Consider the following 26,848-nt stretch of genomic DNA (forward strand, 5'->3'; position numbering starts at 1 on the left):
TTGATTGGATTTATAGGCTTATTTATTTATTTGCTTAGGAGATAAGATGACTGAAAATAAGATAAGCCAAGCACAGGGTAATGATGTATGACGAAGTTAAGGATAAGGAAAGTAAGCTTATTGCCCAGGTAAGACTACAAAGGCAAAGACAATTATACAAAGACTTTAACAAGGCTGGTAAACTTCGCTCAACTAGTGTAAATAATCACGTTTATGGGTATGGTAGAAGTAAGGCAAACAAGGAAGTTTGGGCAACAAAAAAAGCTCAAAAGAAAGCCAATTAACTTTATAATTTAGGTTCTGATAAAAAGAATTTAGATATATACCTAAAAGATAGACCTCTTAGAAAATATATAAAAGAGAATAAAGACTTTGACATATTAAAAGTCGACAAACAAAAGATTCACCTAACAATATTGAAAATGTAAAAAATAAGTCTCAATTTAAAAACACCATAGAAGAAATAGAATTAGTCTATAAAGAAAACAGAGGCTGTGGAGAATTTATTAGTAGAGATAAATCTCAATTGACTGAATTAATTGAAGATAATAGACTGGATGGATACTGTATTAACAGAGAAGGCAATGTAGTTACTACAAAGAGGGCAATAATACATTATTCTAAAAATGGATATCATATAGTCCCAACATTAAGAGAATTTAAGGAATTAAGAAGATGAATAAATATATAGGATTAGATAATCTTAAAAAATATTCTAATAAAAAAATAAGAGTTACTACTAAAAATCAAAGTGTATTTACTGGGGTTTATTCTATATACACACCAGCAGGAGATAATGAACCCGAAATAGAAAGTATAAGCTTAGAGACCCCAGAAAGATATTACGATATCGATACACCAGATATTATCAAAATAGAAATATTAGACTAACGCTTAATAATAAGAGTAGGAGAAAGAAATGAAATATATAGATGTTTTCCTGTGTGAACTAAACAAAACTATTCCTTTAGAATACATTGGCAAAGTAAAATATATCGGAGAAACATTTGGAGTGGACGGTCTAACAAATAATGGAGAATACAATATTGTTCGAGACAAAGATGGTAATATCAAAGTGGTTGATGATAGCGAAGAAGACTATATTTATAGCCTTATAAATCCCAGTCCGCTTGATGGGACATCAGTTGGCGGTACTTTTTATATTGTAGATGATCCTAACGATGAATTAAAAAGAATAGGTTTAAAAAATATGAAGTATTCAGATGATGAAGAAATGAGTTATCCTATTGACTGTCCAGTATGTGGAAATATAGTCGACTTTTTTGGTATTTGCAGAGTTTGTGGATACCAAAATAGTGGGGATAAAGAAAAAATTGGAGATCCTATTGGACCTAATAAGGTCACACTTAAAGAAGCGATTGAAAATTATAAAAAACTTGGTGTTTCTGACCCTAACGATGATTATTGTAAAATTCTTTTAAAAGAAAGAAATAACTATGATTGAATATTTTAATAAAAATGTTAAAATTACTTTTAATGATAGTGAAATAAAGAAAATAGAAATATTAGATTAAGCACACTAGCACTTGTTAGATGTGCTTTTTGATTACAAAAAATGAAATTAACAATTAGATATTACCCAAAATTACCTAAAAGAAAGTGGATACTTATAAGAGAGGGCGGAGCTTATGAGCAACACGCCCATTTTTTATGCAAAAAAGATGCTGAAAATGTTAGAAGTTAGATAGGAACTTAATTAAGAGAGCGAAAGCTCTTTTTTGCATTTGATAGCTTGCAACACGTGTATCTACACGTATAATAATAAATATAAAGGAGTGTGATTATGAAAGATAAATATGTATATCCAGCGATTTTCGAATATGGTGATGATGGAATTAATATAGTTTTTCCTGATTTGCCTGGTTGTTTTTCTTGTGCTGATACAGACGAAGATGCATTGCTTATGGCCGAAGAGGTACTTGGACTATATATGGAAGTTATGGAATCCGATGGAGAAGAGATTCTAGAACCTACAGCATTAAAAGATTTAGAGATTACTGATAATCAGAAGACTGTGTTAATAAGCGTTTGGATGCCACTTGTAAGAAAAGCCATAAATAATAAATCAATTAAAAAAACATTAACCATACCTCAATGGCTTGATATTATGGCTAGAGAGCAAGATATAAACTTTTCTTATGTTTTGCAGGAAGCTTTGAAACGAGAGTTAAACGTTTCTGAATATAATTAAAACAATAATTTGTGAGTTTGCTGATATGCAGACTCTTTTTTGTTTTTCTGTATAGATATTAGTATATAAAAAGATTTTAAAATCACTTATAAGTGAAAATATGAACGATTGTGATTGTTTAAACGTTTATAGTAGTGTTTTAATTTAGATTAAAAAAAGTGAAAAAATAGGGTATTTACACCAAATAATATGGTTGCCTTATCAATAAAAAACATCATAAATAAATTTGATGACAATCTAGATATGTAAGTTATAAGAATTTAGGTCTTGTTTTTTAGTTACCATCATGTTACCAACCGAGGCGAAAAACCACGTAAATATAAGAAAAATTATTATCAGAAACGTTGAAATACCTACAAATGGGCAAAAAAATGGAGCCACTTCCCGGAATTGAACCGAGGACCTCATCCTTACCATGGATGCGCTCTACCTACTGAGCTAAAGTGGCATTACTTATTTATATTACCATATAATAAATAATAAATCAAGCTTCTTTAAAATAAGATATGTAGAAATTTATTGCACATTATGGTAAAATATTAATATATGTATAAGATTCATTAGGAGGAAACATGAGTAAACAACAATTTGAAAGAACCAAACCACACTTGAATATCGGAACCATCGGCCACGTAGACCATGGTAAAACAACAACAACAGCAGCAATAACCCAAGCACTAAACAAAAAATACGGCACAGGTGAATATATAGACTACGAACACATCGACAAAGCTCCAGAAGAAAGAGAAAGAGGAATCACAATCAACACCTCAGTAGTAGAATACGAAACACCAAAAAGACACTATGCCCACATAGATGCTCCAGGCCACGCAGACTACGTTAAAAACATGATCACAGGAGCAGCACAAATGGACGGAGCAATCATAGTAGTAAGTGCAGCAGACGGTCCAATGCCACAAACAAGAGAACACATCCTACTAGCAAGACAAGTAGGCGTACCAAAAATAGCAGTATTCCTAAACAAAGAAGACCAAGTAGACGATCCAGAACTAATCGAACTAGTAGAAATGGAAGTAAGAGACCTACTAAACGAATACGAATTCGACGGAGACAACTGCCCAGTAGTAGTAGGATCAGCATTAAAATCCCTACAAGAAGGCGGCGAAGGCCCATGGAGCGACAAAATCCTAAAACTAATGGAAGAAGTAGACGAATACTTTGACATACCAGAAAGAGACAACGACCTACCATTCCTAATGCCAGTAGAAGACGTAATGACAATCTCAGGCCGTGGAACAGTAGCAACAGGAAGAGTAGAAAGAGGAACCCTAAAAGTAGGCGACACAGTAGAAATCGTAGGATTAACCGAAAAAACAAGCCAAGCAGTAGTAACAGGCGTAGAAATGTTCCACAAATCACTAGCCCAAGCAGAAAGTGGAGACAACGTAGGAATCCTACTAAGAGGCGTACAAAGAAACGAAATCTCAAGAGGTCAAGTACTAGCAAAACCAGGCAGCGTACACCCACACACAGAATTCGAAGGTCAAGTATACGTACTAACCAAAGAAGAAGGTGGACGTCACACCCCATTCTTCAGTGGATACAGACCACAATTCTTCTTTAGAACAACAGACGTAACAGGTGATATCCAACTAGAAGACGGCGTAGAAATGGTAATGCCAGGAGACAACGCAACATTTAAAATCACCCTACAAAAACCAATCGCTCTAGAAGAAGGCTTAAGATTCGCAGTAAGAGAAGGCGGAAGAACAGTAGCATCTGGAGTAGTAACAAAGGTTGTAAAATAGTCCCGCCATACTGGGTGGAAAATGCGAAGCATTTTACATTTTCGAGGCAAAGCGAAGCTGAGCCCGAAAAACTAAGCGAAAAGCACTGCAAGTGCTTTGAGAGGACAAATGCCATACTGGGTGGAAAATGCGAAGCATTTACATCTGCGAGATAAGCGAAGAAGCGAAGTTTGTCCTAAATTAGCTAGAATGTTATATCCGAATTTAAAAACTTAAGCAAAAGTATTAGAAGTTTGTGAAAGGATTGTATGTGAAATTCTAAATGATTTTTTCTTTCACTGTATCTTTATTTTGGGTGGATTAATTTTAGCTAATTATATAGAATAGCCATAAGGCTAATTGAAAATTATTAAATTATTTATAAGGAGCGGGCATGCTTGCTCGCTCTTTGCTACTTAAAGGAGCAAATATGAAAAAAAGAATGTGGATATTTTCACTTTTCTTATCATTTGTATTTATTTTTAGCTCATGTAATTTTAAAGACTTATTAAACACTTCTAAAAATTCAACTGATAGTCAAATTACAAATGAGGTTTTAGAAAAAGATACAAGCAAAAAAACTAGCACAAGCACCGATGAGTCTTTAGGAAAATCTTCAGAAGATAATAAAGATGGAGAAGAAAATTCTAAGCAAGGTCTTATTAATGATGCCATAGAAAAAGAAGAGGGCAAACCATATGAAGTTGGTGTAACTCCAGATGATTATAATATGGATTATGATACGTCAAGACTTCTTTCCTTAGATGAGAAAAAATCCAAATATTATCCAAAAGATGGAGTTAAGGGTCTTTATCTAAATACTACAGCAATTACAAATCCAGAAATTTACAATAGGTTAATTAATCTTATAGAGACAACAAAATTAAATGCTGTTGTTGTTGACGTTAAAGACGACTGGGGCAATATTACAATGAACTTTGATACAGATGATGAGGATGTATTACATTCTAAGTCAGATTCTGTTGATTATAAAACTATGCTAAATGATCTTCACGATCGAGGAATTTATGTAATTGGAAGAATCACTACTTTTAAAGATGGAGTTATAACCGAAAAATACCCAGAATGGGGTTTTACTCTCAAAGATGGAAGTTTGTGGAAGAACAATCGTGGCGAAGCTTTTATGAATCCATTTTTAAAAGAAGTTTGTGATTATGATTTAAAAATTGCAAAACTTGCTGCAAAGGCAGGATTTGACGAGATACAATTTGATTATGTGAGATTTGCTGAAGGTTTTGAGACATTTTCAGACACCTTAAATTATTCAAGAGGCGAATATGAAGATGCTAATGATATGACCGAAGGTGAAAAAAGAGTTGCAGCTATTACAGGTTTTGTGAAAAGAGCCCGTGAAGAACTTCAAAAATATAATGTTCCAATTTCTGTTGACGTTTTTGGCTATGCTTTACAAGTAAGACGAGCTGAGGGTATAGGTCAAGATTTTGATGAAATATCAAATCAAACCGATGTAATTTCTTCAATGATTTACCCATCACACTGGGGAAGCTGGTCATTTGATATAGAAAAGCCTGACTTAGAGCCTTATAATTTAGTATATAAGTATCTTGAAGAAGAACAAAAGGTTCTTAAAGAATTAGAGCATCCACCAATTTCAAGACCATGGCTACAAGATTTTACAGCTACTTGGATAGGAGAAGGAAATTGGATGAAATACGATGCAGAAGCTGTACAAGCAGAAGTTGATGCCTTGTATGATCAAGGTCAAAATGAATTTTTATTGTGGAATGCTGCTGGAGATTATAGCGAAGGCTGCGAATATTAAAAAAATTGCTGGAAGTAAAAAATACTTGCCAGCAATTTTTTATTGTAATTATATTACTTTTCATTTCATATAGTTTTAGAGTCTGTGTTTTTTTCTAAACTGTGATGGTGTTAGACCACATTTTTTCTTAAATACTTGATTAAAATAACTTTGAGAATTAAAACCAACCATAGCAGAAATTTCCTCCATTGAATGATTTGTTGATATCAACAAATTTTTGGAAATTTCAATTCTTTTTAGGATCAAATATTCTATAGGTGTGATTCTATAGGATTGTTTAAATTCTGAAATCAAATGAAATTTATTCATATAGGCCAATGCAGAAAGTTCTTCTAGCGTGATGTTTTCAGAATAATTGTTATCTATATATTGTTTTAGATAGTCAATTTGTCTATTTATTTTTCTTTCGTGATGAACGGTGATTTTATCTTCATATTTTCTAAGCATCTTTATTATGAATATGGCAGCCAAGGAGTTTGCCATAGATTTCCCAAAAATTTTATTGCTATTTACTTCATGATAAATCTGGTAAAAAATGTCTTTACTATTATTATTTACACCTAAATTAGTTTTAAAAAAATTAGTTTGTGTATTTTCCATTTTATTAGAATTAAGTTTTGATACAGAAATTGATTCTATACCAAAGCCAATAAATTCAAAAGTATTTAGATTTGCATCAACGTATAGGGTATGGCCAATGTTTGAATTAATAATGATCAGATCATCTTTTTTTATATTTATTGATTCGCTTTCTATAGCTAATCTAGCTTTTCCATCAACTACAAAGTAAAAATAGGTAAAAGGATGGAATTGTATTCTCGAAGAATAATCTTTATTTATTTTATATTTTTGGGCATCAAGAACTTTTATGTTTAGCTCAGAAAGTTTATTATCTTTTTCTAAGTCTGTTAAATTGATTTTTTCTGAATTCATAAGTTTCTCCTAGAGTCGATACTAAACGTTTTGTTGTCTTATATTATAATATATTATTTTAAAAAATAAAAGTATAAAAATATATTTGACTGAAAAATAATCTTTAATAATTGATAAGATTAAAAATTATTTAAAGTAAAGAAATTTATTGTATAAATTTTGGATAAGCTAACTAGTAATTTTATAAAAAATATTATAAATCGATAATTCATCTAATAAGAATTCTCTAATGTTGTGATATATTACAAGTATAAAACTAGCTCAGCTTTTTATAGATATTGCAATTGAAGAGAGCTTAATAAATTAGTATAGTTATCTTACAAGAGGTGGTTTTATGGCGATGATTTCTGATGATTCTATCCAAGAGATAAGATCAAGATTAAACATAGTAGATATTATTGGAGAATATACTAATTTAAAAAAATCAGGATCCTCTTTTAAAGGATTATGTCCCTTCCATAATGAAAAAACACCTTCATTTACAGTAGATGAGAAGAAACAATTATTTCACTGCTTTGGATGCGGAGTAGGTGGGGATGTTGTTTCTTTTATTATGCAAAAAGAGGGACTTTCCTATGTGGAAAGTTTGAAATACTTAGCAGAAAAAGCAGGAGTCAATTTATCCTATACAGATGATTATACAAATAATGAAAACAATAAAGTTCTTTATGATATTAATAAAGATATTATGATGTTTTATTATAAAAATCTTCTAACCAATAAAGATGCTATAAATTATTTAAAGAAAAGATCCTTATCTTCTGCAATTGTCAATACATTTATGCTTGGCTTTGCCAAAAACTCCTGGGATGATTTGTTAAGATATGTAGAATATAAGGGATATGACAAATACGATTTGGAAAAACTTGGTTTGATAAAAAAATCTGACAAAGGCAAATATTATGATAAATACAGAAACCGAATTATTTTTCCAATAATTAATCACTATGGAAATGTAATAGGTTTTGGCGGAAGAAGCATTGATAATGCAATGCCAAAATATCTAAACTCGCCTGAATCAGAAATTTTCAAAAAGCGTTACAATTTATACGGGATGAATATTTTCAAAAAACAAAAAAGTAAGGATATTATCTTAGTTGAAGGTTATATGGATGTAATAGCCTTAAACAATCATGGAATTGACTATGCAGTCGCATCTTTAGGCACTGCCCTAACTAACGACCAGGCAAAATTAATAAAAAGATATGCTGATAATATTTTTATTTGTTATGACCAGGACGAGGCTGGTATAAAAGCTGCAAACAAAGCAGTAGATATTTTTTTGGATAATGATGTTATTGCTAAAGTTATAAAATTGGATGAGGGTTTAGATCCTGATGATTTTATTAAAAAATTTGGCAAAGATATGTTTTTAGAAAGAAAAGATATGGCTTATGATGCTTATAATTATAAATATAATAACATTTTAGATATTTACACTAATGCCAAAGATAATGAAAAATATGAAAAATTAGATCTTTTTGTTGAATTTCTTGCTGGAATAGATAAGGATTTGACTAGAGAAATTTTTATAAATAATGTATCAACCTTATTTTCTATCGACAAAAGTACTTTGAATCAAGCTATAAACAAGTATAGTAAGAATACTAGCTATAAAAAAAATAGCTTAAATACTTATGAGAAGAACAAAGAAGCTAAAATTATTGTAAGCTCAGAAAAAAGAGCATTCAATGTTAACGAATTAGAAATTTTAAGACTACTTTTTAATCAAAAAAGTGATTATTTAAAAAACAAAGATTTCTTTGATAAGTATTTAATTAATGAAAAGATTATTAATGTAAAAAAATTTATTATAGATAAAGATTCAGACAAATTTGATCAAAATGATGAAGACTATACTTACATTTTGAATTATATAAGAGATGATACTAATCCAATAATGGCTGATGAGTTAATAGATAAGATAAAACTATATGAAAAGAGAAGAAAGTTAAGGGAACTAAAGTCTCTAAGAAAGTAAGTTCAAGGGGAGAATTAATGACTAGCGAAAGCGATAAGTTGCTTGATGATGATGTTTTAAGAGAAATAATTGAAGAATTCCAGACAATTAGCGAATCTCAGGATGGCATTATAACATATACACAATTATATACATTAGAAACATTCAAAGATATTGAAGATGATAGCAAAAAATACGTCATATCTCAAATTATTAATAGTGGGATTGAAATAGTTGAAAAATCAGAAGCAGAACTTGAAGAAGATTTAGATGATGAAACAATTGCTGATGATTTAGAAGATGAAAATCCTATCGATGAAGAAAATTTAGATGATGATAAATTAACTGAAGAGATAGATGATGTGGAAAATATTTCTGGAATCAAGTTAGATGACCCAGTAAAAATGTACTTAAAAGAAATAGGAAAAGTTTCTTTATTAAGTGCGAAAGAAGAAATAGACCTAGCAAGAAAAATGGAAATGGGTGGCATTTCCTATAAAAAATTACAAGGAATTAAACTTAATAAACAAAATAAAATAGAATTATCCGACAATATATTTTTTGGAAACATTGCTAAGGCAATTATTGATTGTAATAATCGACTAAAGGTATCGGATAAATTAACAGATATTTGTTTAGAAAACATAAATAGCATTATAGCCATTGGAAAATTGTTTGAAGAAATATCAGTAGATGAGACAGACTTAGAAAAGTTGGAAGAGTTAAAGGCAAAGATATTAATTTGCAATATAGCTCAAAATTCTCTTAGTGAAAATGAACTTTCCCAAGGCGATGCTAACTCTTTGTGTGACTTATTTGACTCTTTCGATCATTTTATAAATATCAATGAAAATGAAAACGTAGTAAATTTTGTCTATGAATCCTTTACTGAACTATTATCAAAGGCTCTAAACCAAGAATTTATGAAAACTTTTGATAAGATGACAATAAATGCTTTAATTTATGCAGGTCGCAGAGCAGCAGATTTAAAGGAAGGTTATTTACTAAAAGAAGATGAAATACAAGAATTGGATAAATACATTAATCTGAATTTTATTTCAAGAACAATTTTAGATAAAGAAATACTTGATAATGATGACATAATTGATTTAAAAAAATCGATTTTAATATCAAAAAAAGCCAAACAAAAGCTTGCTGAAACTAACCTCAGACTAGTAGTTTCTATTGCCAAAAAATATGTTGGAAGAGGTATGAGTTTTCTTGATCTTATTCAAGAAGGAAATATGGGTCTTATGAAAGCTGTCGATAAATATGATTATAATCGTGGTTTTAAATTCTCAACCTATGCAACTTGGTGGATAAGGCAAGCGATAACTCGCGCCATAGCAGATCAAGCAAGAACAATTAGAATACCAGTTCATATGGTAGAAACTATAAATAAACTTGTAAGAACTCAAAGACAATTAGTTCAAGATCTAGGCCGTGATCCAACAAATGAAGAGATTGCTTATCAAATGGGCATTGATGTTGAAAAAGTTCAAGAAATCAGAAAAATTGCTCAAGAACCAGTATCACTTGAAACTCCAATAGGAGAAGAAGAAGATTCTCATTTGGGAGATTTTATAGAAGACGAAAGTGCTGTAAGTCCTGATGAGGCGGCAAATTACACAATGCTTCGTGAACACTTAAATGATGTTTTATCTTGCTTAGGATCTAGGGAAAAACGAGTTTTACAACTTCGTTTTGGTCTAATAGATGGTACACCTAGGACGCTAGAAGAAGTTGGCAAGGAATTTGACGTAACTCGTGAAAGAATAAGACAAATAGAAGCAAAAGCTTTGAGGAAATTAAAGAGTCCTAACAAAAGTGACTCCTTGAAAGATTTTTTATAATGAACGATAAAAAAAGATTGATGGATATTATTAATTTAATAGACAAGGGAAAAAAAGTTATAGATATAGGAACTGATCATGGATTAGTTCCTTTATATTTGGCAAAAAATGGGATAAGTGATGATATTTTGGCCACAGACATCTCTGAAAAATCCTTAGAAAAATTAAAATTAGCTTTAGATAAAGATACAAAAAAAATAATTAGAACAAAAGTTACTGATGGTTTTAAAAATATAGAAAAATCTCATAATCAAATAGCTATAATTGCAGGCATGGGAGCAAATACAATTATGGATATTATAAAAGCTTCAATGAATTTTGCCGAAAACTTAGATTATATGATTCTTGCAAGTAATATTAATACAGAAAAATTGAGAACTTTCTTATCAGAAAATGATTTTGAAATTATTAACGATTTTTTAACTTATGAAAATGACAAATATTACGATATAATTAAAACTGCTTACAATAAAGGAAAAAAATTAAGTCTTGCAGAAACTTACTATGGCAAGGATGACATTAAAAATAAAAGTAAATTGCTAAAAGAGAAGCTTGAAATTGATTATAAGAAGAATAAGACTTTCAAAAAAGACATTTTGGAAAAATCTCAGGATAAAAATGCACTTATAAGGATAGATGAAAGACTTAAAGCAATTGAGGAGATAGAAAATATATGGAAATTAGAGAGCTAATAGATAAATTGTGTAAAAAATACCCTTTAGATTTACAAGAAGAACGGGATAATTCAGGACTTCAAATTGGAAATCTTAACAATAAATTAAAGGGCGTTTTGATAAGTTTGGATTTAGAAGATGAGGGGATTGATTGGGCTTTAGAAAATAGTAACAGTAATCTAATCCTAACTCATCATCCATATTTGTTTAGACCAACAAATTCCATTGATTTTTCTGATCCTTTTTATAAACGATTAGAAAAAATAGTAAAACACGATATTACAGTTTTTGCCATGCACACAAACTTAGATATAGCCTTTGATGGGCTAAATGATAATTTGTGCGAAATTTTGGATATAAAAAATCCCAAAGTATTAGAATGTGGAAAAGAAATTGGGCTTGGTCGATTTGGCAATATAGAACCTATGAGAGTTGATAAGTTTGCAACAATAGTTAAAGAAAAATTAAAAGCAAATAAGCTTATTACTTATGGAAATTTAGATAGAAACATAGAAAAAGTTGCAGTTTGTGGTGGTTCAGGTTCATCTCTTTTTGATGATGCAATAAAGCAAGGATGTGATTTGATGGTAACTGGAGATGTTTCTTATCATATGGCTATGGATTATTCTAATAGAGGTCTAATTATAGTTGATCCTGGTCATTTTGCAAGCGAAAATCATATTATTTATAAACTTGAAAAAGTTATTAAAGAGATTATTGATGTCAAAGTTTATACTTTTTCTAAAGAAGATTCATTTAGAACTTTTATCTAAGAGAATTTTACAAATCAATTTAAATTGGTATATTAAATCTTGGAGTAAGCCAGATAATCGCGGCTTAGTACGAGGAAAGTCCGTGCACCACAGAGCGAGGATGCTTGATAACGTCAAGTGAGAGTGATCTTAAGGATAGTGCAACAGAAAGTATACCGCCAATTTTTTGGTAAGGTTGGAATGGTGAGGTAAGAGCTTACCAGCTATATGGTGACATATAGGCTATGTAAACCCCATCCGGTGCAAGAACGAAGGGATGTAAAACAAGACTTGCTCGGTCTTGATCCAGAATGGTTGTTCGCTTGAGCTTATTGGCGACAGTAAGCCTAGATAGATGATTATCAAATACAGAACACGGCTTATAGGTTTGCTCCTTACATAAAGGTTACAAATTGTAACTATTTTTTATAAAAAATCATTTTTTTATTACACTTTTTCTCATATTATAGGGAAATTTCCTAAAAAATTTCTATAAATATGTTAAAAGTGTAATTTTTTTGTAACAAATTATTGACTAATTTGTAAAAATAGGTTAGAATGTATAGAGATTAATAGGAATATAAAAATTTACCAGGAGATGATTAAAAAATGAATAAGAAAAATATTGGAGCAGCTTTATCTGTACTTGCCGCAATTTCTGCAGGTGCAACAGTATATGCTTCTACAATGAATAATTTAGATTCTGATAAAAATACAAATTCAATGATTAAACCTCATTATACAGAGAATATATACGACCAATATTCATTGGCAAAGTCAGATTATACCAAAGATATAAAAAATACTTCAATTTCTAATGAAAAAAGAGAAGTTAAAAAAACCGATGATAACAAAGTAGAAGTTTTACAAATAGAAGTGGCAGCAAAAGAGATTGTGCTAGATACAATTACTGCTACTAATGAAAAAGATGAAGAAGATGATCAAATGACCGAAGAGAGCTTAGAGAATATTGAAAATAATCAAGAAAACTTGGAAGATTCTAATGAAGAACTAGTAGAAGTTGATCAAAGTAATTTAGATGAAAATTCCTCAGAAGAGATTGAAACATCAAATGAAAAAGATCTTGAAAATCAAAGCTATTCTAATAATGAAACAACAAAATCAATTGATAATACTAACCAACAAGCAAATGAAATTGTCAGTAAATTTGTAAACACAAAAGCCTTAAACATTAGAAGCTCAAAAGATATGGCTAGCTTTTCAAACATTGTTAATACCATTACAGCTGGTCAAAAAATTGATGGAAGTATCGACGGAGATTGGCTAAAAACAGATTATGGTTATGTAAGTTTGGCTTATCTTTCAGATTATTATCCACAAGCCTTGGTTGAATCAATTAATGCTGAAAAAGAAAACGAACAGATTTACCAAGAAAATATCAATGAAGCTAATCAGGCAAATTCTAAGGAATTAGAAAATTATAGCACTGAAACAGTGGAAGAAAATCAAATAGTAGATGAAAATATTCAAACTGAACAAAATAATGTTAATAATTCAGACCAAGAATTTTACGGGCAAGCCTTTACTGGTTGGGTTTCTAATTCTCAAGGTATAAATGTTAGAAATAAGCCTAATGATGGTCAAATTATTGGTGTTTTGGGCAAAAATACAAAGGTAGTTGGTGAAATTTCCAATGGCTGGGTAAAATTTGATTACAATGGTTCAAAAGCTTACGCTTCATCATATTATATGTCAACATCTGAAGTTCTTGAAAATCAAGAAGCTGTTGAAGAGGTAAAAGAAGAAATAGTTAAAGAGGAAGCTGTAAAAGAAGAACAAACTTTTGTTACTAATAAAAATCAAAACTTACAAGTCAATGCTAACGGAAGTAAAGCTGCGGGTATTGCTTGTCAATTTGCAGGATACCCTTATGTTTGGGGAGGAGCAAATCCATCAAGTGGATTTGACTGCTCAGGACTTGTAGTTTACGCTTATAAGCAACTTGGAATTTCTTTGCCTCACCTTGCATCTAGTCAAATGTCTGCAGGATATGCAGTAGATTATAATAATTTACAAGCAGGAGATCTAATATTCTTTTCTATGAAAGGAAACGGAATTGACCATGTTGGAATTATAACAGGTTCAGATGGTAGTTTTATTCATGCTTCAAGTCCAAATACTGGCGTAAAATACGATAATTTGTATAATAGTTATTATAAAAACTATTTCAAGGGAGCCAGAAGAATATTTTAAAAATATAATAAAACGTCCAAGGGGCGTTTTTTTATTGGAGATTATATGAAAATTTTAACTACAGATGAAATAAAAGATGAGCTAATAGAAAAGATTAAGTCAAAGAAAATTGACAACAAGCTAATAATAGTATCTCAAGGGCCAAATGACGAGGGCATAGCCTATAAGAATTTTTTGGTGAAAAGATCAGTTGCTTTTAATATAGCTTATGAATATAAGAACTTTGAAAATAATGTTGCAAAAGAAGAAATCTTAGATTATTTAAATTCTCAGAGAAAAGACGATGGTTTCATAATAATTATGCCATTTGCTAATAATGAATACTTATCTTTTTTAAGAGATAAAGTTCTTATCAAAGATTTAGATGGTTTTACCTACAGATCTCAAGGAAGAGTTATGGCGGGAATTTTTGATTCACTGCCTGCAACAAGTAAGGCCATTGCAAGAACTATAACAAAATTCTCAGAAATTAAAGGAAAAAGTATAACTCTTGCAAATAGCACAAATTTAATAGGCCTACCTCTAGCTTTATATCTATCAAAAAATGGGGCAACTGTTAGTATTATGAATAGCTCAACAAAAAATCCAGTTGAACTTGTAAAAAATTCAGATATTTTTATATCTGCTATTGGCAAGGCTAATTATTTTGACAAAAAATACTTTAGAGATGGTCAATTGCTTATAGATGTTGGAAGCTCTGTAGTTAATGGTATGGTTATTGGTGATATTGATTATGAAAATTTAGAAGACTTGGATGTAGATGTTATAACCCACAAAAAAGGTATTGGAGCAATTACCACATTAAGTCTAATCGAAAGTTTAATAAGCAAGGAGTAAAAATGCCTATAGTTGATAATGAAACAGATTTTCAAAGATACATAGATTTTGTAAGAAATAGTCCATACGCTAAACCAATGCAAGATCCTAATTGGTCAAAAATTAAAAATAATTGGACTTGTGATTATGTATATTTAGAGGAAAATAAGCAAATAATAGCAGCTTTAAGCGTTATAGGAATTAAAAATACCAATGGTAAACATTTTTTATATGCACCAAGAGGCCCAGTGTGCGACTTTTGGGATTTTGACTTAGTTGAAAGATTAATCGAAGAAGCAGCTCCTCTAAAAGATACATACGATGCTTTTTTGCTTAGGATTGATCCGGAAATATTATTTAATGAAAAAATAATCTATGAATATCAAAATAGAGGTTATGAATTTAGGACATATCCACTAACTAACCATGCTTTCACCCAACCTAGACATAATATGGTTTTGGATATTAATTTTAGAGATGAAGATGAATTATTTGCTAGTTTTTCAACATCTTGTAGAAGAAATATTAGAAAAGCCTACAAAAACAAATTAAAAACTATCCATACAAAAGATCTTTCAGAAGTAGATACATTTTATGAACTTACAAAAATCATGGCAGAAAGACAGGGCATAGGTCATAGACCAAAGGATTATTTCCAAAGACTAATGGAATATATGGATGGACATATTTTTACAACCTACTACAATGATCAAGCCTTATCTTCGTCTTTACTAATACCATATAATGACAAAGTTTATTATTTGTATGCTGCAAGCTCAAATGAAAATAGAGAATTGATGCCAAATTATCAGATGATTTGGGAAGAAATAAAATGGACTATGGAAAATGGTTATAGGTACTTCGATTTCGGCGGAGTTTTCTCTTTAGATATTAAAGATGGTTTATATCGCTTCAAAGAAGGATTCACAAGGAGTGAAGGAATTTATAATTTTATTGGTGAATTAGATGTAGTTTATGACAAAGAAAAATATCAAGAATTTATTAAATAAATATAAGGGACTTAAAAATTTAATCTTTAAGTCCCTTTTACAGTATGACGGGCATGTTCTAATGCTGGGGTGAAAATCCCTACAGAGCGTAGTTACCAACGAATCTAATAGCGACCCCGAAGTTTTAGGTGGCGACATCTAGGAGAGAAGAACGGGTAGCGAAATCGTGGCTTGACGAACAGGAACAGAATATAAGGCGTAACAGGTGGGCAAGCTAGCTGTAGATAGCAAAGACCCAAAAGGTAACCGTAAACCCAAGGCGTAAATTCTGCAAGTAAACGATGAAAGTATTAGGGCTTATCCCGTGAGGTCTCACTAGCGAAGAAGTAGTAACAACGAATAGTGAGAAGTCAGCAGAAGTCATAGTAGGTGGAAACACCGAAGGACCGAACAATTTAAAAGCACAAGCAAAATGTATGTAGCATAACAAATCTGACAGAGAAAGTAGAAGAAACGTAAATGAAATCAAAATCTTACACCTAAGAAAAAGTTATGTAAGCGGAAAGGAGCAAGTGCACACATGGAAGATAAACTAATCAGTCAAATCCTAAACCCAGAAAACATGCACCAAGCAAAAGTAAAAGTCATCTCCAACAAAGGAGCAGCTGGAACAGACGGCATAAGTGTAGAAGAAATAGATGAATACATCAAAGAAAACTGGGCAGGGATAAGACAAGAAATAATCGAAAGACGCTACAAACCACAACCAGTACTCCGAGTAGAAATCTCAAAACCAAACGGAGGAAAAAGAAAACTTGGAATACCAACAGTAATGGACAGAATAATCCAACAAGCAATCGTACAAGTCCTAACCCCGATAATAGACAAAAGATTTTCTGAAACAAGCTATGGCTTCAGACCAGAAAGAAACTGTCAAATGGCAATAATCAAAAGCCTAGAATATTTAAACGACGGGTACGAATGGGTAGTAGACATAGACCTAGAAAAATTCTTCGACAAAGTGCCACAAGATAAACTAATGAGCATAGTCCATGAGCACATCAAAGCACCAGACACAGAATCACTAATCAGAAAATACCTAAAAGCGGGAATAATGAACAAAGGTATATACGAGAAAAGTGAAATAGGAACCCCACAAGGAGGAAACCTATCACCACTGCTAAGCAACATAATGCTAGACAAACTAGACAAAGAACTAGAAGCAAGAAAACTTAGATACATCAGATACGCAGACGACTGCTTAATATTTGTAGGAAGTAAAGCAGCAGCCACAAGAGTAATGCACTCAATAACAAGATTCATAGAAAAGAAACTTGGCCTAAAAGTAAATGCAGAAAAAAGTAAAATAACAAGACCAAGCAAAATAAAATATCTAGGATTTGGCTACTGGAAAGACAACAAAACAAATCAATGGAAAGCAAGAGTCCATGAAACATCATTTAAAAGATTCAAAGACAAAATGAAGAAACTCACCACAAGAAAATGGTCAGTATCCTTAGAATACAGAATCAAAAAGTTAAATGAAGTAATAAGAGGCTGGATAAACTACTTTAAAATAGCTAGTATGAAAAGTAAACTAAAAAGTTTCAGCGAGCACCTAAGAACAAGACTAAGAATAATCTGCTGGAAAATGTGGAAGGTACCGAAGAAAAGACAATGGGCGTTAAGGAAAATGGGAATAGTAAAAGACCTAGCAAGATTAACATCCTATTGTGGAGATAGGTATTATTTTGTAGCAACGAAAACCTGCTTAGTAAGAGCAATCACAAAAGAAAGGTTAAGCAAAACAGGCTTAATTGACCCTTATGATTACTATATAAGCAGGACATGTGTAAATTAAATTGAACCGCCGTATGCCGAACGGCACGTACGGTGGTGTGAAAGGGGCTAGATCTTAGCCCCTATTCGATTTATAATTCTTTAGCCGCTTTTATAGCCTTATCAATATCAGGCAAATTAGTGTTTTGATCTAAATATTCAACATATCTAATAGTTTTATCTTCATCAATTATAAAAATAGCTCTATTAAGTAGCTTTAACTCTTCCATTAAAACTCTATAGTTTTTGCCAAATTCCCTTTTTATATAATCAGATAAAAATGTCATTTCTTTTGATTCTTTTTCTTTTATGAATCTTTCTTGAGCAAATGGCAAATCATTTGATATGGTAATAATATTAAATTTATAATCATTTTCTTTATTCGCCTTCTCTAGAAGAAATGTTTGTAATTCACACACAGATGTATCCAAAGAAGGAACTACTGACAAAATTACTGGAAATTTTGCATCTTTATAAAAATTATAATCTGACAAATCAATATTTGTAGCATTAAAATCCATAGCTTTATCACCAATTTTTAGTTTGTCACCTAAAACATTTAACTCTAATGTACCAAATTCGACTTTTCTAGTAGTCATAGCGATCTCCTTTAAATATATTCTTAAGTTTATAAGTACATTTTATAACAAATAAAAAAAATTGTAAAGCAGCTTAAAATAGGGTATAATTAGCAAGTATGAATATGAAAAGGAGGGAATATGGCAGATTTAGTTTTAAACGCAAACAAGAGAGATGCTGTTGGAAAAAATAAGGTTAATAAATTAAGAGCAGAAGAAATAATTCCAGGTGTTATCTACGCTAAAGGCGAAGAAAATCTTAATGTTCAAATTATCTCAAAAGATTTTGATAGAATACTTAGAAAAGCTGGTACTTCAACAATAATTACATTGGATATTGATGGTGAAAATAAGGATGTTCTTATAAAAGAATATCAAACTCACCCATACAAGAATCAATATTTACATGTAGATTTTCAAGCAATCAATCAAAATGAAACAATTAGAGTTTCAGTTCCTATTGTACTAGTAGGAAGAGATGATATTGAAATTGCTCAATCTGTATTGGTACAAAATATGGATACCATCGAAGTTGAATGTTTACCAAAATACATTCCTCAAGCAGCAGATGTTAATGTAACTGATATCCAAATTGGCGATAATAAAACTGTAGCAGATCTTGACATTTTTGCTAATGAAAACATTACAGTTCTTGAAGATGAAGATGAAGTAATTTGTTCATTGCAAGAAGTAAGTGAAGAAAAAGAAGATTCTGAAGAAGATGGCTTAGAAGCTAGTGCTTCTGATGTACCTACAGTTAATGAAACAGAGCAAAAAGAAGAAAATTAAAATAATATAAAGGCCTTAGGGTCTTTTTTTATTGCCAAAAATTCCTTACATTTGATATAATATAATCATGAATGGAAAATTTATTGTTTTTGAAGGACCTGATGGTTCAGGCAAAACTACAATTTTAAAAAAAGTAAATGAAATATTAGTTAGCGAAAATTATAAAGTTAATGTTTTTAGAGAGCCGGGCGGAACCAAAATATCAGAAAAAATAAGGGATATAATAATCGATAATGATAATATAGAAATGTCTGATAAAACCGAAGCTCTTTTATTTGCAGCTAGTCGAGCACAATTGGTAGAAGAAAAATTCAAACCTTTATTAAAGAAAGGCGAAGTTATTCTTTCTGATAGATATGTTTTAAGTTCTCTAACATACCAAGGCGTTGGTAGAAAACTTGGCATAAAAGAAGTGGAAGCAATAAATAATTTTGCGACAAGTGGCATAAAACCTGACCTAACCATATTTTTTGACATCGATTATAAAGAAGCTTTACTTAGAAAAAGAGCTAATTTTTCTGCAGATAGGTTAGAAAATGAAGATTTTCAATTTCATAAAGACATTTTTGATGCATATTTGGATATGGCAGAAAAATTTAAAAAAGATATTGTAAAAATTGATGCTAGTTTAAGTATTGATGAAGTTACAGCAAATGTATTAAGCTTGATATATAAAATTTTGGAGGATTAAAATGAAATTATTATTAGCAATAGTTCAAGATGCAGATGTAAATTTTTTAATGGATGCTCTTACAGAGAACTCTTATAGAGTTACAAGATTGTCAACGACAGGTGGATTTCTAAAAAAAGGCAATACTACTCTTTTAATTGGTGTTGAAGAAGATCAACTTAGAGAAGTTTTAAATATTATTGAATCTAATTGTAAGAAAAGAAATACAACCACGACAATAATTAATCCTTCATCAGAAAGCTCTTTATTAACCAATACAGTACCTATAGATATAACAGTTGGTGGCGCTACTGTTTTTGTAGTCGATGTTGACCAATACATTAGAATATGAGCATATTAGAAGATCAAATAAATAATAATTTATTATCCAATGCTTATATTTTTGAAGGAATTAATGAAAATGAGAACTTATCCAAGGCTTATGATTTTGCAGAGAAAATATTTCTTAAAAACGGAATAAAAATAGAAAACGAATTAAATCCTGATTTGTTAGTTATTGATAAAAATTTGGACATAATCGATATAAATACAATAAGGGATTTGATAAAAAATATTTATCTAAAGCCAATAAATGATAAGGTTAAAATTTATATAATTCACCACAGTCAAAATATGAATAAAATCGCATCCAATGCTTTACTAAAAACACTAGAAGATCTTAAAAATTATAATATTATAATTTTTACTACAACAAATAAAGACTTATTGTTATCAACTATTAGATCTAGGTGTCAAATCATTAGAATTAGTGCAGAGGAAGAAAAATCAAATATCGATTTAGTAAAACTTTCTATGATAATTTCAGAAGTTTATAAAAAAAATATAGCTGTCTTTTATGAAAATAGAGGGTTTTTCCAAAATAAAGATGAAAAATACGATATCATAGACGCTTTTTTATACATATTCAAAAATATTATATATAAGAAATATCATGGAGATGACTCCGATTGTGAGGAATTTTCATATAATATTAGGGATTTATGTCAATTAAATTTTGATCAGCTAGAAGAAATTGTTAATTTTTTAAGCGATACTAGCTTGCAAGTAAAAAATAATGTCAATTTTGATTTGGCTATAGAAGAGATAATTTTTAATATATACAACAAAGGAAGGTAAAATTTGATCGTAGTTGGTATTCGATTTATAGAAGCTGGAAAGATATACTTCTTTACTTCTAATAATTTGGATTTACACTTAAAACAAAAAGTTGTAGTGGAAAGTGAAGATGGATTAGAAGTAGGCGAGGTTGTCGTTTTAAAAGTAGATGGAGAAGATTTAAAATGCGAGAGTGGACTAAAAGAAATTACACGAATTGCAAATGATAACGATCTACAAAAACATAAAAATAACTTAATAGATGCTAAAGAAGCCAAAGAAATATGTCAACAAAGAGCAGACTTCTATAAATTAAATATGAAAATCGTAAAAAGCGAATATACACTAGATCGCGTGAAACTAACATTTTATTTTACTGCTGCTAATAGAGTTGATTTTAGAGAATTGGTAAAAGATTTAGCAGCAAGATTTAAAAGCAGAATAGAGTTAAGGCAAATTGGTGTTAGGGATCATGCAAAATTATTAAAACATTACGGTTCATGTGGCCAAGAATGTTGTTGCTCAAGGCACCTTACAAATTTTACACCACTGTCTATAAAATTTGCCAAAGATCAAAATATTAGTTTAGATCCCAATAAGATTTCTGGAACTTGTGGTAGACTTATGTGTTGTTTGGGATTTGAAGAAGATTGCTATGAACAAATTAAGAAAATTATGCCAAAATGTGGTAGCGAGATAATGACTGAAGAAGGCATAGCTACTGTAATTAGAAATGATTTTGTTAAAGAAGAGTGCCTAGTAAGAATTAAAAATGACGAAGGTCAGCTTATAGAAAAGACTTTAAGCTTATCAGAAATACGCGGGAATTAGAATGATATTCATTATCAAAAATGAATAAATTTTCTTTATAATCGGTCTATTTAGCATAAATATAACCAAATATTGACAAAAATGAATAAGTATCGTATACTATCTATATAATAATTAGGAGGTAATACAATGGCTTATAAAATTGAAGCAGATACATGTATATCTTGTGGAACTTGTGCAGGAGAATGTCCAGTAGATGCTATCTCAGCTGGAGATGATGCATACATAATTGATGCAGATACTTGCATAGATTGTGGAACTTGTGCTTCTGTATGTCCAGTAGACGCAATAGATCCAGAATAAAATACATATAATATTAGACATATCAAGTGATATCAAAAATTGTCAAAGATTTTGATATCACTTTTTTTATAATTTTATTACCTTGTTTTTATAATCAGTGTTTAAGGCTCTATCTGTAGCTAAAGAAAATAAATTTGATGCTTCTACCATCTTATCCAAAATGATTTTATCAGATTCAGATAGATTTTTTCTGTCATTTTTACAAAGAAATGAATTTAAATTTGGATTTTTTAATATGGACTCTGATTTCTTATTAAATGCTAAGACTTTATAAAAATTAATATCAAAATCGTTAAAATTCTGTGTATTTTCCAAAATGTAATTGAGCATTAGTCTTTTTATTCTTGAAGTGGTAAATCTATTAGTTGTTGATTTTTCTAGAAATGAACTGATTGATTTCTCGCCATTTGCTATTTTTTTTAGATAATTATCTATGCCTTCTTCATAACCAATAATATTTGTCATATCCTTATTAGCAATCAATAACAGAAATTTAAAAAGGCCATAGAAGTAATTATAATTAGCAAAATTATAAGATTTTTTAAAATTTTCTATCATATTATAGGAATATATTGGCAAATGATCTTTGTAATCGCCCAAAATATTTTTTCTAATGGCACTTGACGATGAAATAAAATTTTCTCTTAGGTCATCATCTTTATTTAGAGAAGAAATTCTTTTAATAGGCAAAACTTTTATTTTGGATTTAATATCATTAATGGATCTTATATATTCAAAGGCCAAAATATTGTTAGCAGAGATGAATCTATCATCATCAAGCAAAAAAGCTATTGAATCATATCTAGCCTTGGCATAGGATTTATTTATTAAATTTTCTTTGGTTAGTTTTTCAAGCTCGTCATTTTTTTCTATCAGCAAATAAGATTTTTCTAAAAATTCGTCAGCCTCTAAATTTTCAATTCCAAAACAAAGATAGTCAATACCGATTTTATCAAGCAAAATAATAGATCCTCTAGCAAAAAATTCGGCTGCTTGTAAGCTAATATGGATTGGCATCTCAATAATCATATCAAAGCCAATATCCATAGCAGATTTTGCCCTCGGAAATTTATCTATTATACTAGGATCGCCCCTTTGGACGAAATCTCCACTCATCAAACTAAGAGAAGTGTAATTTTTTAAAATTTTTTTAGATTTTTCTAACAAATATTTATGCCCATTATGTAAGGGATTAAATTCAGAAATTATAGCAAAAGTTTTCATAAGATTCTTATACCCTAATAATGTATAATTTCCTAATTTTTATTAAAAATTTATAAATATTTATAAATTATATTTCCAATAAAATACAGAATATGGTATAATAATGTGAGAAAATATTAGGAGGATATATGTTATCTGCAAATGAATTAAGAAAAGGCGTAACCTTTGTTTACGATAATGATGTTTATCAAGTAATTGATTTCCAACACGTTAAACCAGGCAAGGGTGCTGCTTTTGTACGTGCAAAAATTAGATCTGTCATGGCTGGTGGAACAAAAGATGTTACTTTTAACCCAAGTGAGAAATTTGAAAATGCTGTAATTTCTACAAAAGAAATGCAATATTTATACAACGATGGTCAACTTTATTACTTTATGGATCCAGAAAGTTTTGAACAAATTGGTATCGAATATGAAGCTGTTGAAGAAGCTATAAAATATGTAAAAGAAAATGATTCTGTTCAAATTAAATTCTACCAAGGTAAACCATTTAGCGTTGATGCACCAAACTTCGTTGAGCTAAAAGTCACACAAACAGAACCTGGAATCAAGGGTGATACAGCTACAAATGTTACAAAACCTGCTACTGTTGAAACAGGTGCTATAATTAACGTTCCTATATTTGTAAATGAGGGGGATGTTATAAAAATCGATACAAGAACTGGGGATTATTTATCAAGAGTTTAAGGAGATATAGATGGCTAATTCTTTTAGACATGGCAATGTAAAAATAGCAAATGAAATACTTGACCAACTGGCTGTCAGAGCCTGCAAAGAAGTTAATGGTGTTTATAATTTAGAGGATTCATCTATAACAACCAACCACAAAGACTTAGAACCAAAAGCATACGTTAATCAAGCGGATGGTAAGGTAAATTTCGATTTGACTATAAATTTAAGCAAGAATGTTAATGTAAGAAAAATCGTCAAAGAGATTCAAGAAAATGTTAAAAGAGTTATTGAATCTATGACAGGTCTTACAGTTGGTCGCATTAATATTAATGTTGGAAAACTTGAAATCTAATGATTAGAAAAATACAAAGAGATTGGATATTTAAGCTCATATACGAAGATAGCATAAATAAAATTGAAAATTTAGATAAAGTTTTAGAAAATCATGATTTATCAGAAGAAACTTTTATAAGAGATTCTATAAATTCATACAACAAAAACTATGAAAAAATTGAAGAAATTGTTAAAAATTCTCTGAAAAAAAGATACAATAGACTTTCAAAAGTCGAAAAATCAATTTTATTCCTATCAATAAATGAGATATATTTTATGGATATTCCTCATCAAGTATCCATAAACGAGGCTGTTGAACTAGCAAAAACTTATTGTAACGACCAGGATTATCAAATAATTAATTCAATCTTAGGGAAAATTGTAAGATCATAATGTTAAAGGCTTTAAGTGTTAAACAATTCAATGAATATATAAAAACAACAATCAAGCATGATCCAATTTTATCTAGAGTTTATATAAAGGGCAGTGTTTATAATATCAGAAATAATGGCAATCATTTATATTTTTCATTAAAAGAAGATGAAGATATAATTGATTGCGTCATTTATTATTATGAAACTAGTGATATTAGACTTGACTTTAATGTTGGCATGGATGTAGTTGTTAAAGGTAATCTTCTGTTAAATAATTATTCCTCAAGAGTAACCATTGCTGTAAATTCTATAGACAAAGATGGTATCTCAGATCAATATCTACAATTTTTAAAAATGAAAGAGGAATTTAAAAATAAGGGATATTTTGACGAAAATAATAAAAAAGAGATTAAAGAATTTCCAAATAAAATTGGCTTAATTACATCGATTGATGGAGCTGCTATTGTTGATTTTATATCTGTTATTAATCAAAAACCTAGCGATATAAAGATAAAACTTATACCTGTAAAAGTTCAAGGTCAAAAAGCTATTAGTAAAATTTGTAAATCTATAGAATATTTAGATCAATTATCTTTAGATGCAATAGTAATAACTAGGGGCGGTGGCTCTGATATTGATTTGTCTGTTTTCAACAGTAGAGAAATTATTGAAGCTGCTTTTAAGGCGAAAACTCCGATCATCTCAGCTATAGGTCATAAAATCGATACCACTCTTATTGATTTAGTAGCAGATAAGTCAATGCAAACTCCTACGGAAGCTGGTTCTTTTGTAAGCAGGAATTATTTAGATATTGAAGTTGAATATAAAAAATATTTAAGGCAAATGCAAGCAACTGTTCAAAGAATCATAAATTTATATGATGTCAAGTTAAATAGCTTAAATAAAGATTTATCTTATAAAAATCCTTATAGAAAAATTTTGGAATTAAAAGATAATATTAAGGTCTTAAAATTACATTTTGATAGAGAAATACAAGATAGATTTAAAGATGAAAAATTAAAAGTTAAGCTAATCGAGGCTAGGCTAGAAGCCAGTAGAAATTTGATCGAACTTAGAAAAAAACAAATAAGTATAAAAAATGAAAATGGCGAAGAAATTTATTCGAAATTCTCTGTAAAAAATAGAGAAATAATTGAAATTATTTTCTCAGATGGAAGAATAAAGGCGGTTATTGATAATGGATAAATCATTTGATGATAAATATAAGCAGATGCAAGACTTGCTGGCAAAACTTGAAAATAACGAAGATAATTTAGAAGAAAGTATAAAAATTTACCAGAAAGCCCAAGATTTATACAAAGAATTGAGTGAGCAACTAGACGATTATAAGGCAAAAATTGAAGTGATAGATATAGATGAATAATATTGAATTTGAACAAAGAATTAATGAAAACAAATCAATAATCGATAATAAAATAAACACTTATTTTAATGGAAATTATAATCTTGAAACTCCCATGGATTATGCCTTGGAGGGCGGAAAAAGAATAAGAGCATCTATATTTTTAGAAACTCTTAAAATGCTTGGGAAAAAAATAGAAGATACTGATATTTTATTTGCTTTAGCTCTTGAAATGGTTCATGCCTATTCTTTGGTTCACGATGATTTGCCATGTATGGATAATGATGATCTTCGTAGAGGAAAAGCTACAGTACATAAAAAATTTGGCGAGGACATTGCAGTATTAACAGGGGATGCTCTATTAAATGAAGCAGCTTCTTTGCTTTTTGAAATTTCTCTAGAAAATAAGTCATATATAAAAGCATCAAAATATCTTTTAGATCATGCAGGATACAAAGCAATGTTAGATGGCCAAGTTTTGGATCTTAAAAAAGATATAAAAATTACAAAAGATTATATATTTAAAGTTTATGATAAAAAAACAGCCGATTTATTTAGGGCAAGCTTGGTTAGTCCTGGCCTTATAATGGATTTAACAGAAGATAAATTAATAAAATTAGAAAACTATGCCAAAGCTATTGGTCTAGGATATCAGATCAAAGATGATTTGCTAGAAGAAAATTATAAAGATGAACTAAATATTTTAAATATATTAGATAAAAAAGATGCTATAAATTTATTAGAAGAAGAAAATAAAATGGCAAGATTAAGTATCGTTGATTTTGATGATAACGATTTTTTGCTTAAGCTAATAGACTATTTAACTAAAAGAGATATGTAA

Annotated in this window: 31 protein-coding genes, 1 tRNA gene and 1 other RNA gene; 29 read left to right on the plus strand and 4 right to left on the minus strand. The window is 30.0% G+C overall.

The features are described from left to right. The first annotated feature begins 80 nt into the window (after positions 1-80). The 6 genes from CS884_RS02820 (at position 81) to CS884_RS02845 (ending at position 2,212) form a co-directional block, all read left to right on the plus strand. The gene (locus CS884_RS02820) at positions 81-284 is read left to right on the plus strand and encodes a hypothetical protein (protein WP_143434407.1); all 204 of its coding nucleotides are present in this window, start codon (positions 81-83) and stop codon (positions 282-284) included. Positions 285-379: 95 nt separating this feature from the next. Continuing rightward, positions 380-679, plus strand: a complete 300-nt coding sequence (locus tag CS884_RS02825; RefSeq protein ID WP_099320558.1) for a polymorphic toxin type 50 domain-containing protein — start codon at positions 380-382, stop codon at positions 677-679. After that, a complete protein-coding gene (locus tag CS884_RS02830; protein WP_099320559.1) occupies positions 676-891 on the plus strand; it encodes a hypothetical protein in 216 nt (71 codons plus the stop codon). The genes CS884_RS02825 and CS884_RS02830 overlap by 4 nt, the downstream gene beginning before the upstream one ends. Before the next feature lie 28 nt (positions 892-919). Beyond that, complete coding sequence (locus CS884_RS10810; RefSeq protein ID WP_257875739.1) at positions 920-1,465, plus strand: CPCC family cysteine-rich protein; 546 nt, start codon at positions 920-922, stop codon at positions 1,463-1,465. A 111-nt stretch (positions 1,466-1,576) separates the two neighbouring features. Then, on the plus strand, positions 1,577-1,705 hold the full coding sequence (locus tag CS884_RS10815) for a hypothetical protein (protein WP_257875740.1): 129 nt from the start codon (positions 1,577-1,579) through the stop codon (positions 1,703-1,705). A 99-nt stretch (positions 1,706-1,804) separates the two neighbouring features. Continuing rightward, complete coding sequence (locus CS884_RS02845) at positions 1,805-2,212, plus strand: type II toxin-antitoxin system HicB family antitoxin (RefSeq protein ID WP_099320560.1); 408 nt, start codon at positions 1,805-1,807, stop codon at positions 2,210-2,212. A gap of 372 nt (positions 2,213-2,584) precedes the next feature. On the opposite strand, the gene CS884_RS02850 is transcribed toward CS884_RS02845, so the two are convergent. Beyond that, positions 2,585-2,660, minus strand: a tRNA-Thr gene (locus tag CS884_RS02850). A 124-nt stretch (positions 2,661-2,784) separates the two neighbouring features. On the opposite strand from CS884_RS02850, the gene tuf reads away from it, so the two are divergent. Together tuf and CS884_RS02860 are read left to right on the plus strand one after the other, a co-directional pair. Beyond that, a complete protein-coding gene (gene tuf, locus CS884_RS02855) occupies positions 2,785-3,981 on the plus strand; it encodes an elongation factor Tu (RefSeq protein ID WP_099320561.1) in 1,197 nt (398 codons plus the stop codon). A gap of 409 nt (positions 3,982-4,390) precedes the next feature. Further along, entirely contained in the window at positions 4,391-5,764 is a 1,374-nt protein-coding gene (locus CS884_RS02860; RefSeq protein WP_099320936.1) for a putative glycoside hydrolase, read from the plus strand. Positions 5,765-5,839: 75 nt separating this feature from the next. On the opposite strand, the gene CS884_RS02865 is transcribed toward CS884_RS02860, so the two are convergent. Further along, complete coding sequence (locus CS884_RS02865; RefSeq protein ID WP_099320562.1) at positions 5,840-6,697, minus strand: AraC family transcriptional regulator; 858 nt, start codon at positions 6,695-6,697, stop codon at positions 5,840-5,842. A 334-nt stretch (positions 6,698-7,031) separates the two neighbouring features. Between CS884_RS02865 and dnaG the strand changes: the two genes are divergently transcribed. The 9 genes from dnaG to ltrA all read left to right on the plus strand — a co-directional run bounded on the left by dnaG (position 7,032) and on the right by ltrA (position 17,777). Beyond that, entirely contained in the window at positions 7,032-8,678 is a 1,647-nt protein-coding gene (gene dnaG, locus CS884_RS02870) for a DNA primase (RefSeq protein ID WP_099320563.1), read from the plus strand. A 17-nt stretch (positions 8,679-8,695) separates the two neighbouring features. Beyond that, positions 8,696-10,510 carry an RNA polymerase sigma factor RpoD gene (rpoD, locus tag CS884_RS02875; RefSeq protein ID WP_099320564.1) on the plus strand — a complete coding sequence of 605 codons (1,815 nt, stop codon included), beginning with the start codon at positions 8,696-8,698 and terminating at the stop codon, positions 10,508-10,510. Further along, positions 10,510-11,202, plus strand: coding sequence for a class I SAM-dependent methyltransferase (locus tag CS884_RS02880; protein WP_099320565.1), 693 nt, complete (start codon positions 10,510-10,512; stop codon positions 11,200-11,202). The genes rpoD and CS884_RS02880 overlap by 1 nt, the downstream gene beginning before the upstream one ends. Beyond that, a complete protein-coding gene (locus CS884_RS02885) occupies positions 11,184-11,957 on the plus strand; it encodes a Nif3-like dinuclear metal center hexameric protein (protein WP_099320566.1) in 774 nt (257 codons plus the stop codon). Before CS884_RS02880 ends, CS884_RS02885 begins: the two co-directional genes overlap by 19 nt. A gap of 41 nt (positions 11,958-11,998) precedes the next feature. Next, positions 11,999-12,335, plus strand: an RNA gene (gene rnpB, locus CS884_RS02890) — RNase P RNA component class A. A gap of 210 nt (positions 12,336-12,545) precedes the next feature. Beyond that, a complete protein-coding gene (locus CS884_RS02895) occupies positions 12,546-14,150 on the plus strand; it encodes a C40 family peptidase (protein ID WP_099320567.1) in 1,605 nt (534 codons plus the stop codon). A 45-nt stretch (positions 14,151-14,195) separates the two neighbouring features. Further along, entirely contained in the window at positions 14,196-14,987 is a 792-nt protein-coding gene (locus CS884_RS02900) for a bifunctional 5,10-methylenetetrahydrofolate dehydrogenase/5,10-methenyltetrahydrofolate cyclohydrolase (RefSeq protein ID WP_099320568.1), read from the plus strand. A gap of 2 nt (positions 14,988-14,989) precedes the next feature. Beyond that, the gene (locus CS884_RS02905; RefSeq protein ID WP_099320569.1) at positions 14,990-15,976 is read left to right on the plus strand and encodes a peptidoglycan bridge formation glycyltransferase FemA/FemB family protein; all 987 of its coding nucleotides are present in this window, start codon (positions 14,990-14,992) and stop codon (positions 15,974-15,976) included. 520 nt (positions 15,977-16,496) lie between these two features. Then, positions 16,497-17,777 (plus strand): group II intron reverse transcriptase/maturase, encoded by a 1,281-nt coding sequence (gene ltrA, locus CS884_RS02910; RefSeq protein ID WP_099320142.1) that lies wholly within the window; start codon positions 16,497-16,499, stop codon positions 17,775-17,777. A 70-nt stretch (positions 17,778-17,847) separates the two neighbouring features. Here ltrA and tpx read toward each other — a convergent pair whose 3' ends face one another. Then, positions 17,848-18,354: a thiol peroxidase gene (gene tpx / locus CS884_RS02915; protein ID WP_099320570.1), complete on the minus strand. Its 507-nt coding sequence runs from the start codon at positions 18,352-18,354 to the stop codon at positions 17,848-17,850. Positions 18,355-18,474: 120 nt separating this feature from the next. Here tpx and CS884_RS02920 point away from each other — a divergent pair, with 120 nt between their 5' ends. The 6 genes from CS884_RS02920 (at position 18,475) to CS884_RS02945 (ending at position 22,042) form a co-directional block, all read left to right on the plus strand. After that, positions 18,475-19,122, plus strand: coding sequence for a 50S ribosomal protein L25 (locus CS884_RS02920; protein ID WP_099320571.1), 648 nt, complete (start codon positions 18,475-18,477; stop codon positions 19,120-19,122). Between the two features lie 67 nt (positions 19,123-19,189). Next, complete coding sequence (gene tmk / locus CS884_RS02925; RefSeq protein WP_099320572.1) at positions 19,190-19,813, plus strand: dTMP kinase; 624 nt, start codon at positions 19,190-19,192, stop codon at positions 19,811-19,813. A gap of 1 nt (position 19,814) precedes the next feature. Continuing rightward, positions 19,815-20,144 carry a cyclic-di-AMP receptor gene (locus tag CS884_RS02930; RefSeq protein WP_099320573.1) on the plus strand — a complete coding sequence of 110 codons (330 nt, stop codon included), beginning with the start codon at positions 19,815-19,817 and terminating at the stop codon, positions 20,142-20,144. Beyond that, entirely contained in the window at positions 20,141-20,929 is a 789-nt protein-coding gene (locus CS884_RS02935; RefSeq protein WP_099320574.1) for a DNA polymerase III subunit delta, read from the plus strand. Before CS884_RS02930 ends, CS884_RS02935 begins: the two co-directional genes overlap by 4 nt. A 3-nt stretch (positions 20,930-20,932) precedes the next feature. Then, positions 20,933-21,739: a regulatory iron-sulfur-containing complex subunit RicT gene (locus CS884_RS02940; RefSeq protein ID WP_099320575.1), complete on the plus strand. Its 807-nt coding sequence runs from the start codon at positions 20,933-20,935 to the stop codon at positions 21,737-21,739. Positions 21,740-21,868: 129 nt separating this feature from the next. Then, on the plus strand, positions 21,869-22,042 hold the full coding sequence (locus tag CS884_RS02945; protein ID WP_099320576.1) for a 4Fe-4S binding protein: 174 nt from the start codon (positions 21,869-21,871) through the stop codon (positions 22,040-22,042). A 66-nt stretch (positions 22,043-22,108) separates the two neighbouring features. Here CS884_RS02945 and CS884_RS02950 read toward each other — a convergent pair whose 3' ends face one another. Further along, on the minus strand, positions 22,109-23,266 hold the full coding sequence (locus CS884_RS02950; protein ID WP_099320577.1) for a nucleotidyltransferase family protein: 1,158 nt from the start codon (positions 23,264-23,266) through the stop codon (positions 22,109-22,111). A gap of 128 nt (positions 23,267-23,394) precedes the next feature. Between CS884_RS02950 and efp the strand changes: the two genes are divergently transcribed. The 6 genes from efp to CS884_RS02980 are packed head-to-tail and all read left to right on the plus strand — an operon-like array spanning position 23,395 to position 26,848. Further along, a complete protein-coding gene (efp, locus tag CS884_RS02955) occupies positions 23,395-23,952 on the plus strand; it encodes an elongation factor P (protein ID WP_099320578.1) in 558 nt (185 codons plus the stop codon). A 10-nt stretch (positions 23,953-23,962) separates the two neighbouring features. Beyond that, the gene (locus CS884_RS02960; RefSeq protein WP_099320579.1) at positions 23,963-24,289 is read left to right on the plus strand and encodes an Asp23/Gls24 family envelope stress response protein; all 327 of its coding nucleotides are present in this window, start codon (positions 23,963-23,965) and stop codon (positions 24,287-24,289) included. Beyond that, positions 24,289-24,663, plus strand: coding sequence for a transcription antitermination factor NusB (locus CS884_RS02965; RefSeq protein ID WP_099320580.1), 375 nt, complete (start codon positions 24,289-24,291; stop codon positions 24,661-24,663). The genes CS884_RS02960 and CS884_RS02965 overlap by 1 nt, the downstream gene beginning before the upstream one ends. After that, positions 24,663-25,850, plus strand: coding sequence for an exodeoxyribonuclease VII large subunit (gene xseA / locus CS884_RS02970; RefSeq protein ID WP_099320581.1), 1,188 nt, complete (start codon positions 24,663-24,665; stop codon positions 25,848-25,850). Before CS884_RS02965 ends, xseA begins: the two co-directional genes overlap by 1 nt. Beyond that, positions 25,843-26,028 carry an exodeoxyribonuclease VII small subunit gene (xseB, locus tag CS884_RS02975; RefSeq protein ID WP_099320582.1) on the plus strand — a complete coding sequence of 62 codons (186 nt, stop codon included), beginning with the start codon at positions 25,843-25,845 and terminating at the stop codon, positions 26,026-26,028. Before xseA ends, xseB begins: the two co-directional genes overlap by 8 nt. Continuing rightward, positions 26,021-26,848, plus strand: a complete 828-nt coding sequence (locus CS884_RS02980) for a polyprenyl synthetase family protein (RefSeq protein ID WP_099320583.1) — start codon at positions 26,021-26,023, stop codon at positions 26,846-26,848. Before xseB ends, CS884_RS02980 begins: the two co-directional genes overlap by 8 nt.

It is taken from the genome of Anaerococcus sp. Marseille-P3625 (assembly GCF_900232825.1).
Lineage (GTDB): Bacteria > Bacillota > Clostridia > Tissierellales > Peptoniphilaceae > Anaerococcus.

Excerpts from the sequence above, each read along its gene's own strand:
- CS884_RS02820 (WP_143434407.1), top strand. The coding sequence starts at position 81 with ATGATGTATGACGAAGTTAAGGATAAGGAAAGTAAGCTTATTGCCCAG.
- CS884_RS02830 (WP_099320559.1), top strand. The coding sequence starts at position 676 with ATGAATAAATATATAGGATTAGATAATCTTAAAAAATATTCTAATAAA.
- CS884_RS10810 (WP_257875739.1), top strand. The coding sequence starts at position 920 with ATGAAATATATAGATGTTTTCCTGTGTGAACTAAACAAAACTATTCCT.
- CS884_RS10815 (WP_257875740.1), top strand. The coding sequence starts at position 1,577 with ATGAAATTAACAATTAGATATTACCCAAAATTACCTAAAAGAAAGTGG.
- CS884_RS02845 (WP_099320560.1), top strand. The coding sequence starts at position 1,805 with ATGAAAGATAAATATGTATATCCAGCGATTTTCGAATATGGTGATGAT.
- tuf (WP_099320561.1), top strand. The coding sequence starts at position 2,785 with ATGAGTAAACAACAATTTGAAAGAACCAAACCACACTTGAATATCGGA.
- CS884_RS02860 (WP_099320936.1), top strand. The coding sequence starts at position 4,391 with ATGAAAAAAAGAATGTGGATATTTTCACTTTTCTTATCATTTGTATTT.
- CS884_RS02865 (WP_099320562.1), bottom strand. The coding sequence starts at position 6,697 with ATGAATTCAGAAAAAATCAATTTAACAGACTTAGAAAAAGATAATAAA.
- dnaG (WP_099320563.1), top strand. The coding sequence starts at position 7,032 with ATGGCGATGATTTCTGATGATTCTATCCAAGAGATAAGATCAAGATTA.
- rpoD (WP_099320564.1), top strand. The coding sequence starts at position 8,696 with ATGACTAGCGAAAGCGATAAGTTGCTTGATGATGATGTTTTAAGAGAA.
- CS884_RS02880 (WP_099320565.1), top strand. The coding sequence starts at position 10,510 with ATGAACGATAAAAAAAGATTGATGGATATTATTAATTTAATAGACAAG.
- CS884_RS02885 (WP_099320566.1), top strand. The coding sequence starts at position 11,184 with ATGGAAATTAGAGAGCTAATAGATAAATTGTGTAAAAAATACCCTTTA.
- CS884_RS02895 (WP_099320567.1), top strand. The coding sequence starts at position 12,546 with ATGAATAAGAAAAATATTGGAGCAGCTTTATCTGTACTTGCCGCAATT.
- CS884_RS02900 (WP_099320568.1), top strand. The coding sequence starts at position 14,196 with ATGAAAATTTTAACTACAGATGAAATAAAAGATGAGCTAATAGAAAAG.
- CS884_RS02905 (WP_099320569.1), top strand. The coding sequence starts at position 14,990 with ATGCCTATAGTTGATAATGAAACAGATTTTCAAAGATACATAGATTTT.
- ltrA (WP_099320142.1), top strand. The coding sequence starts at position 16,497 with ATGGAAGATAAACTAATCAGTCAAATCCTAAACCCAGAAAACATGCAC.
- tpx (WP_099320570.1), bottom strand. The coding sequence starts at position 18,354 with ATGACTACTAGAAAAGTCGAATTTGGTACATTAGAGTTAAATGTTTTA.
- CS884_RS02920 (WP_099320571.1), top strand. The coding sequence starts at position 18,475 with ATGGCAGATTTAGTTTTAAACGCAAACAAGAGAGATGCTGTTGGAAAA.
- tmk (WP_099320572.1), top strand. The coding sequence starts at position 19,190 with ATGAATGGAAAATTTATTGTTTTTGAAGGACCTGATGGTTCAGGCAAA.
- CS884_RS02930 (WP_099320573.1), top strand. The coding sequence starts at position 19,815 with ATGAAATTATTATTAGCAATAGTTCAAGATGCAGATGTAAATTTTTTA.
- CS884_RS02935 (WP_099320574.1), top strand. The coding sequence starts at position 20,141 with ATGAGCATATTAGAAGATCAAATAAATAATAATTTATTATCCAATGCT.
- CS884_RS02945 (WP_099320576.1), top strand. The coding sequence starts at position 21,869 with ATGGCTTATAAAATTGAAGCAGATACATGTATATCTTGTGGAACTTGT.
- CS884_RS02950 (WP_099320577.1), bottom strand. The coding sequence starts at position 23,266 with ATGAAAACTTTTGCTATAATTTCTGAATTTAATCCCTTACATAATGGG.
- efp (WP_099320578.1), top strand. The coding sequence starts at position 23,395 with ATGTTATCTGCAAATGAATTAAGAAAAGGCGTAACCTTTGTTTACGAT.
- CS884_RS02960 (WP_099320579.1), top strand. The coding sequence starts at position 23,963 with ATGGCTAATTCTTTTAGACATGGCAATGTAAAAATAGCAAATGAAATA.
- CS884_RS02965 (WP_099320580.1), top strand. The coding sequence starts at position 24,289 with ATGATTAGAAAAATACAAAGAGATTGGATATTTAAGCTCATATACGAA.
- xseA (WP_099320581.1), top strand. The coding sequence starts at position 24,663 with ATGTTAAAGGCTTTAAGTGTTAAACAATTCAATGAATATATAAAAACA.
- xseB (WP_099320582.1), top strand. The coding sequence starts at position 25,843 with ATGGATAAATCATTTGATGATAAATATAAGCAGATGCAAGACTTGCTG.
- CS884_RS02980 (WP_099320583.1), top strand. The coding sequence starts at position 26,021 with ATGAATAATATTGAATTTGAACAAAGAATTAATGAAAACAAATCAATA.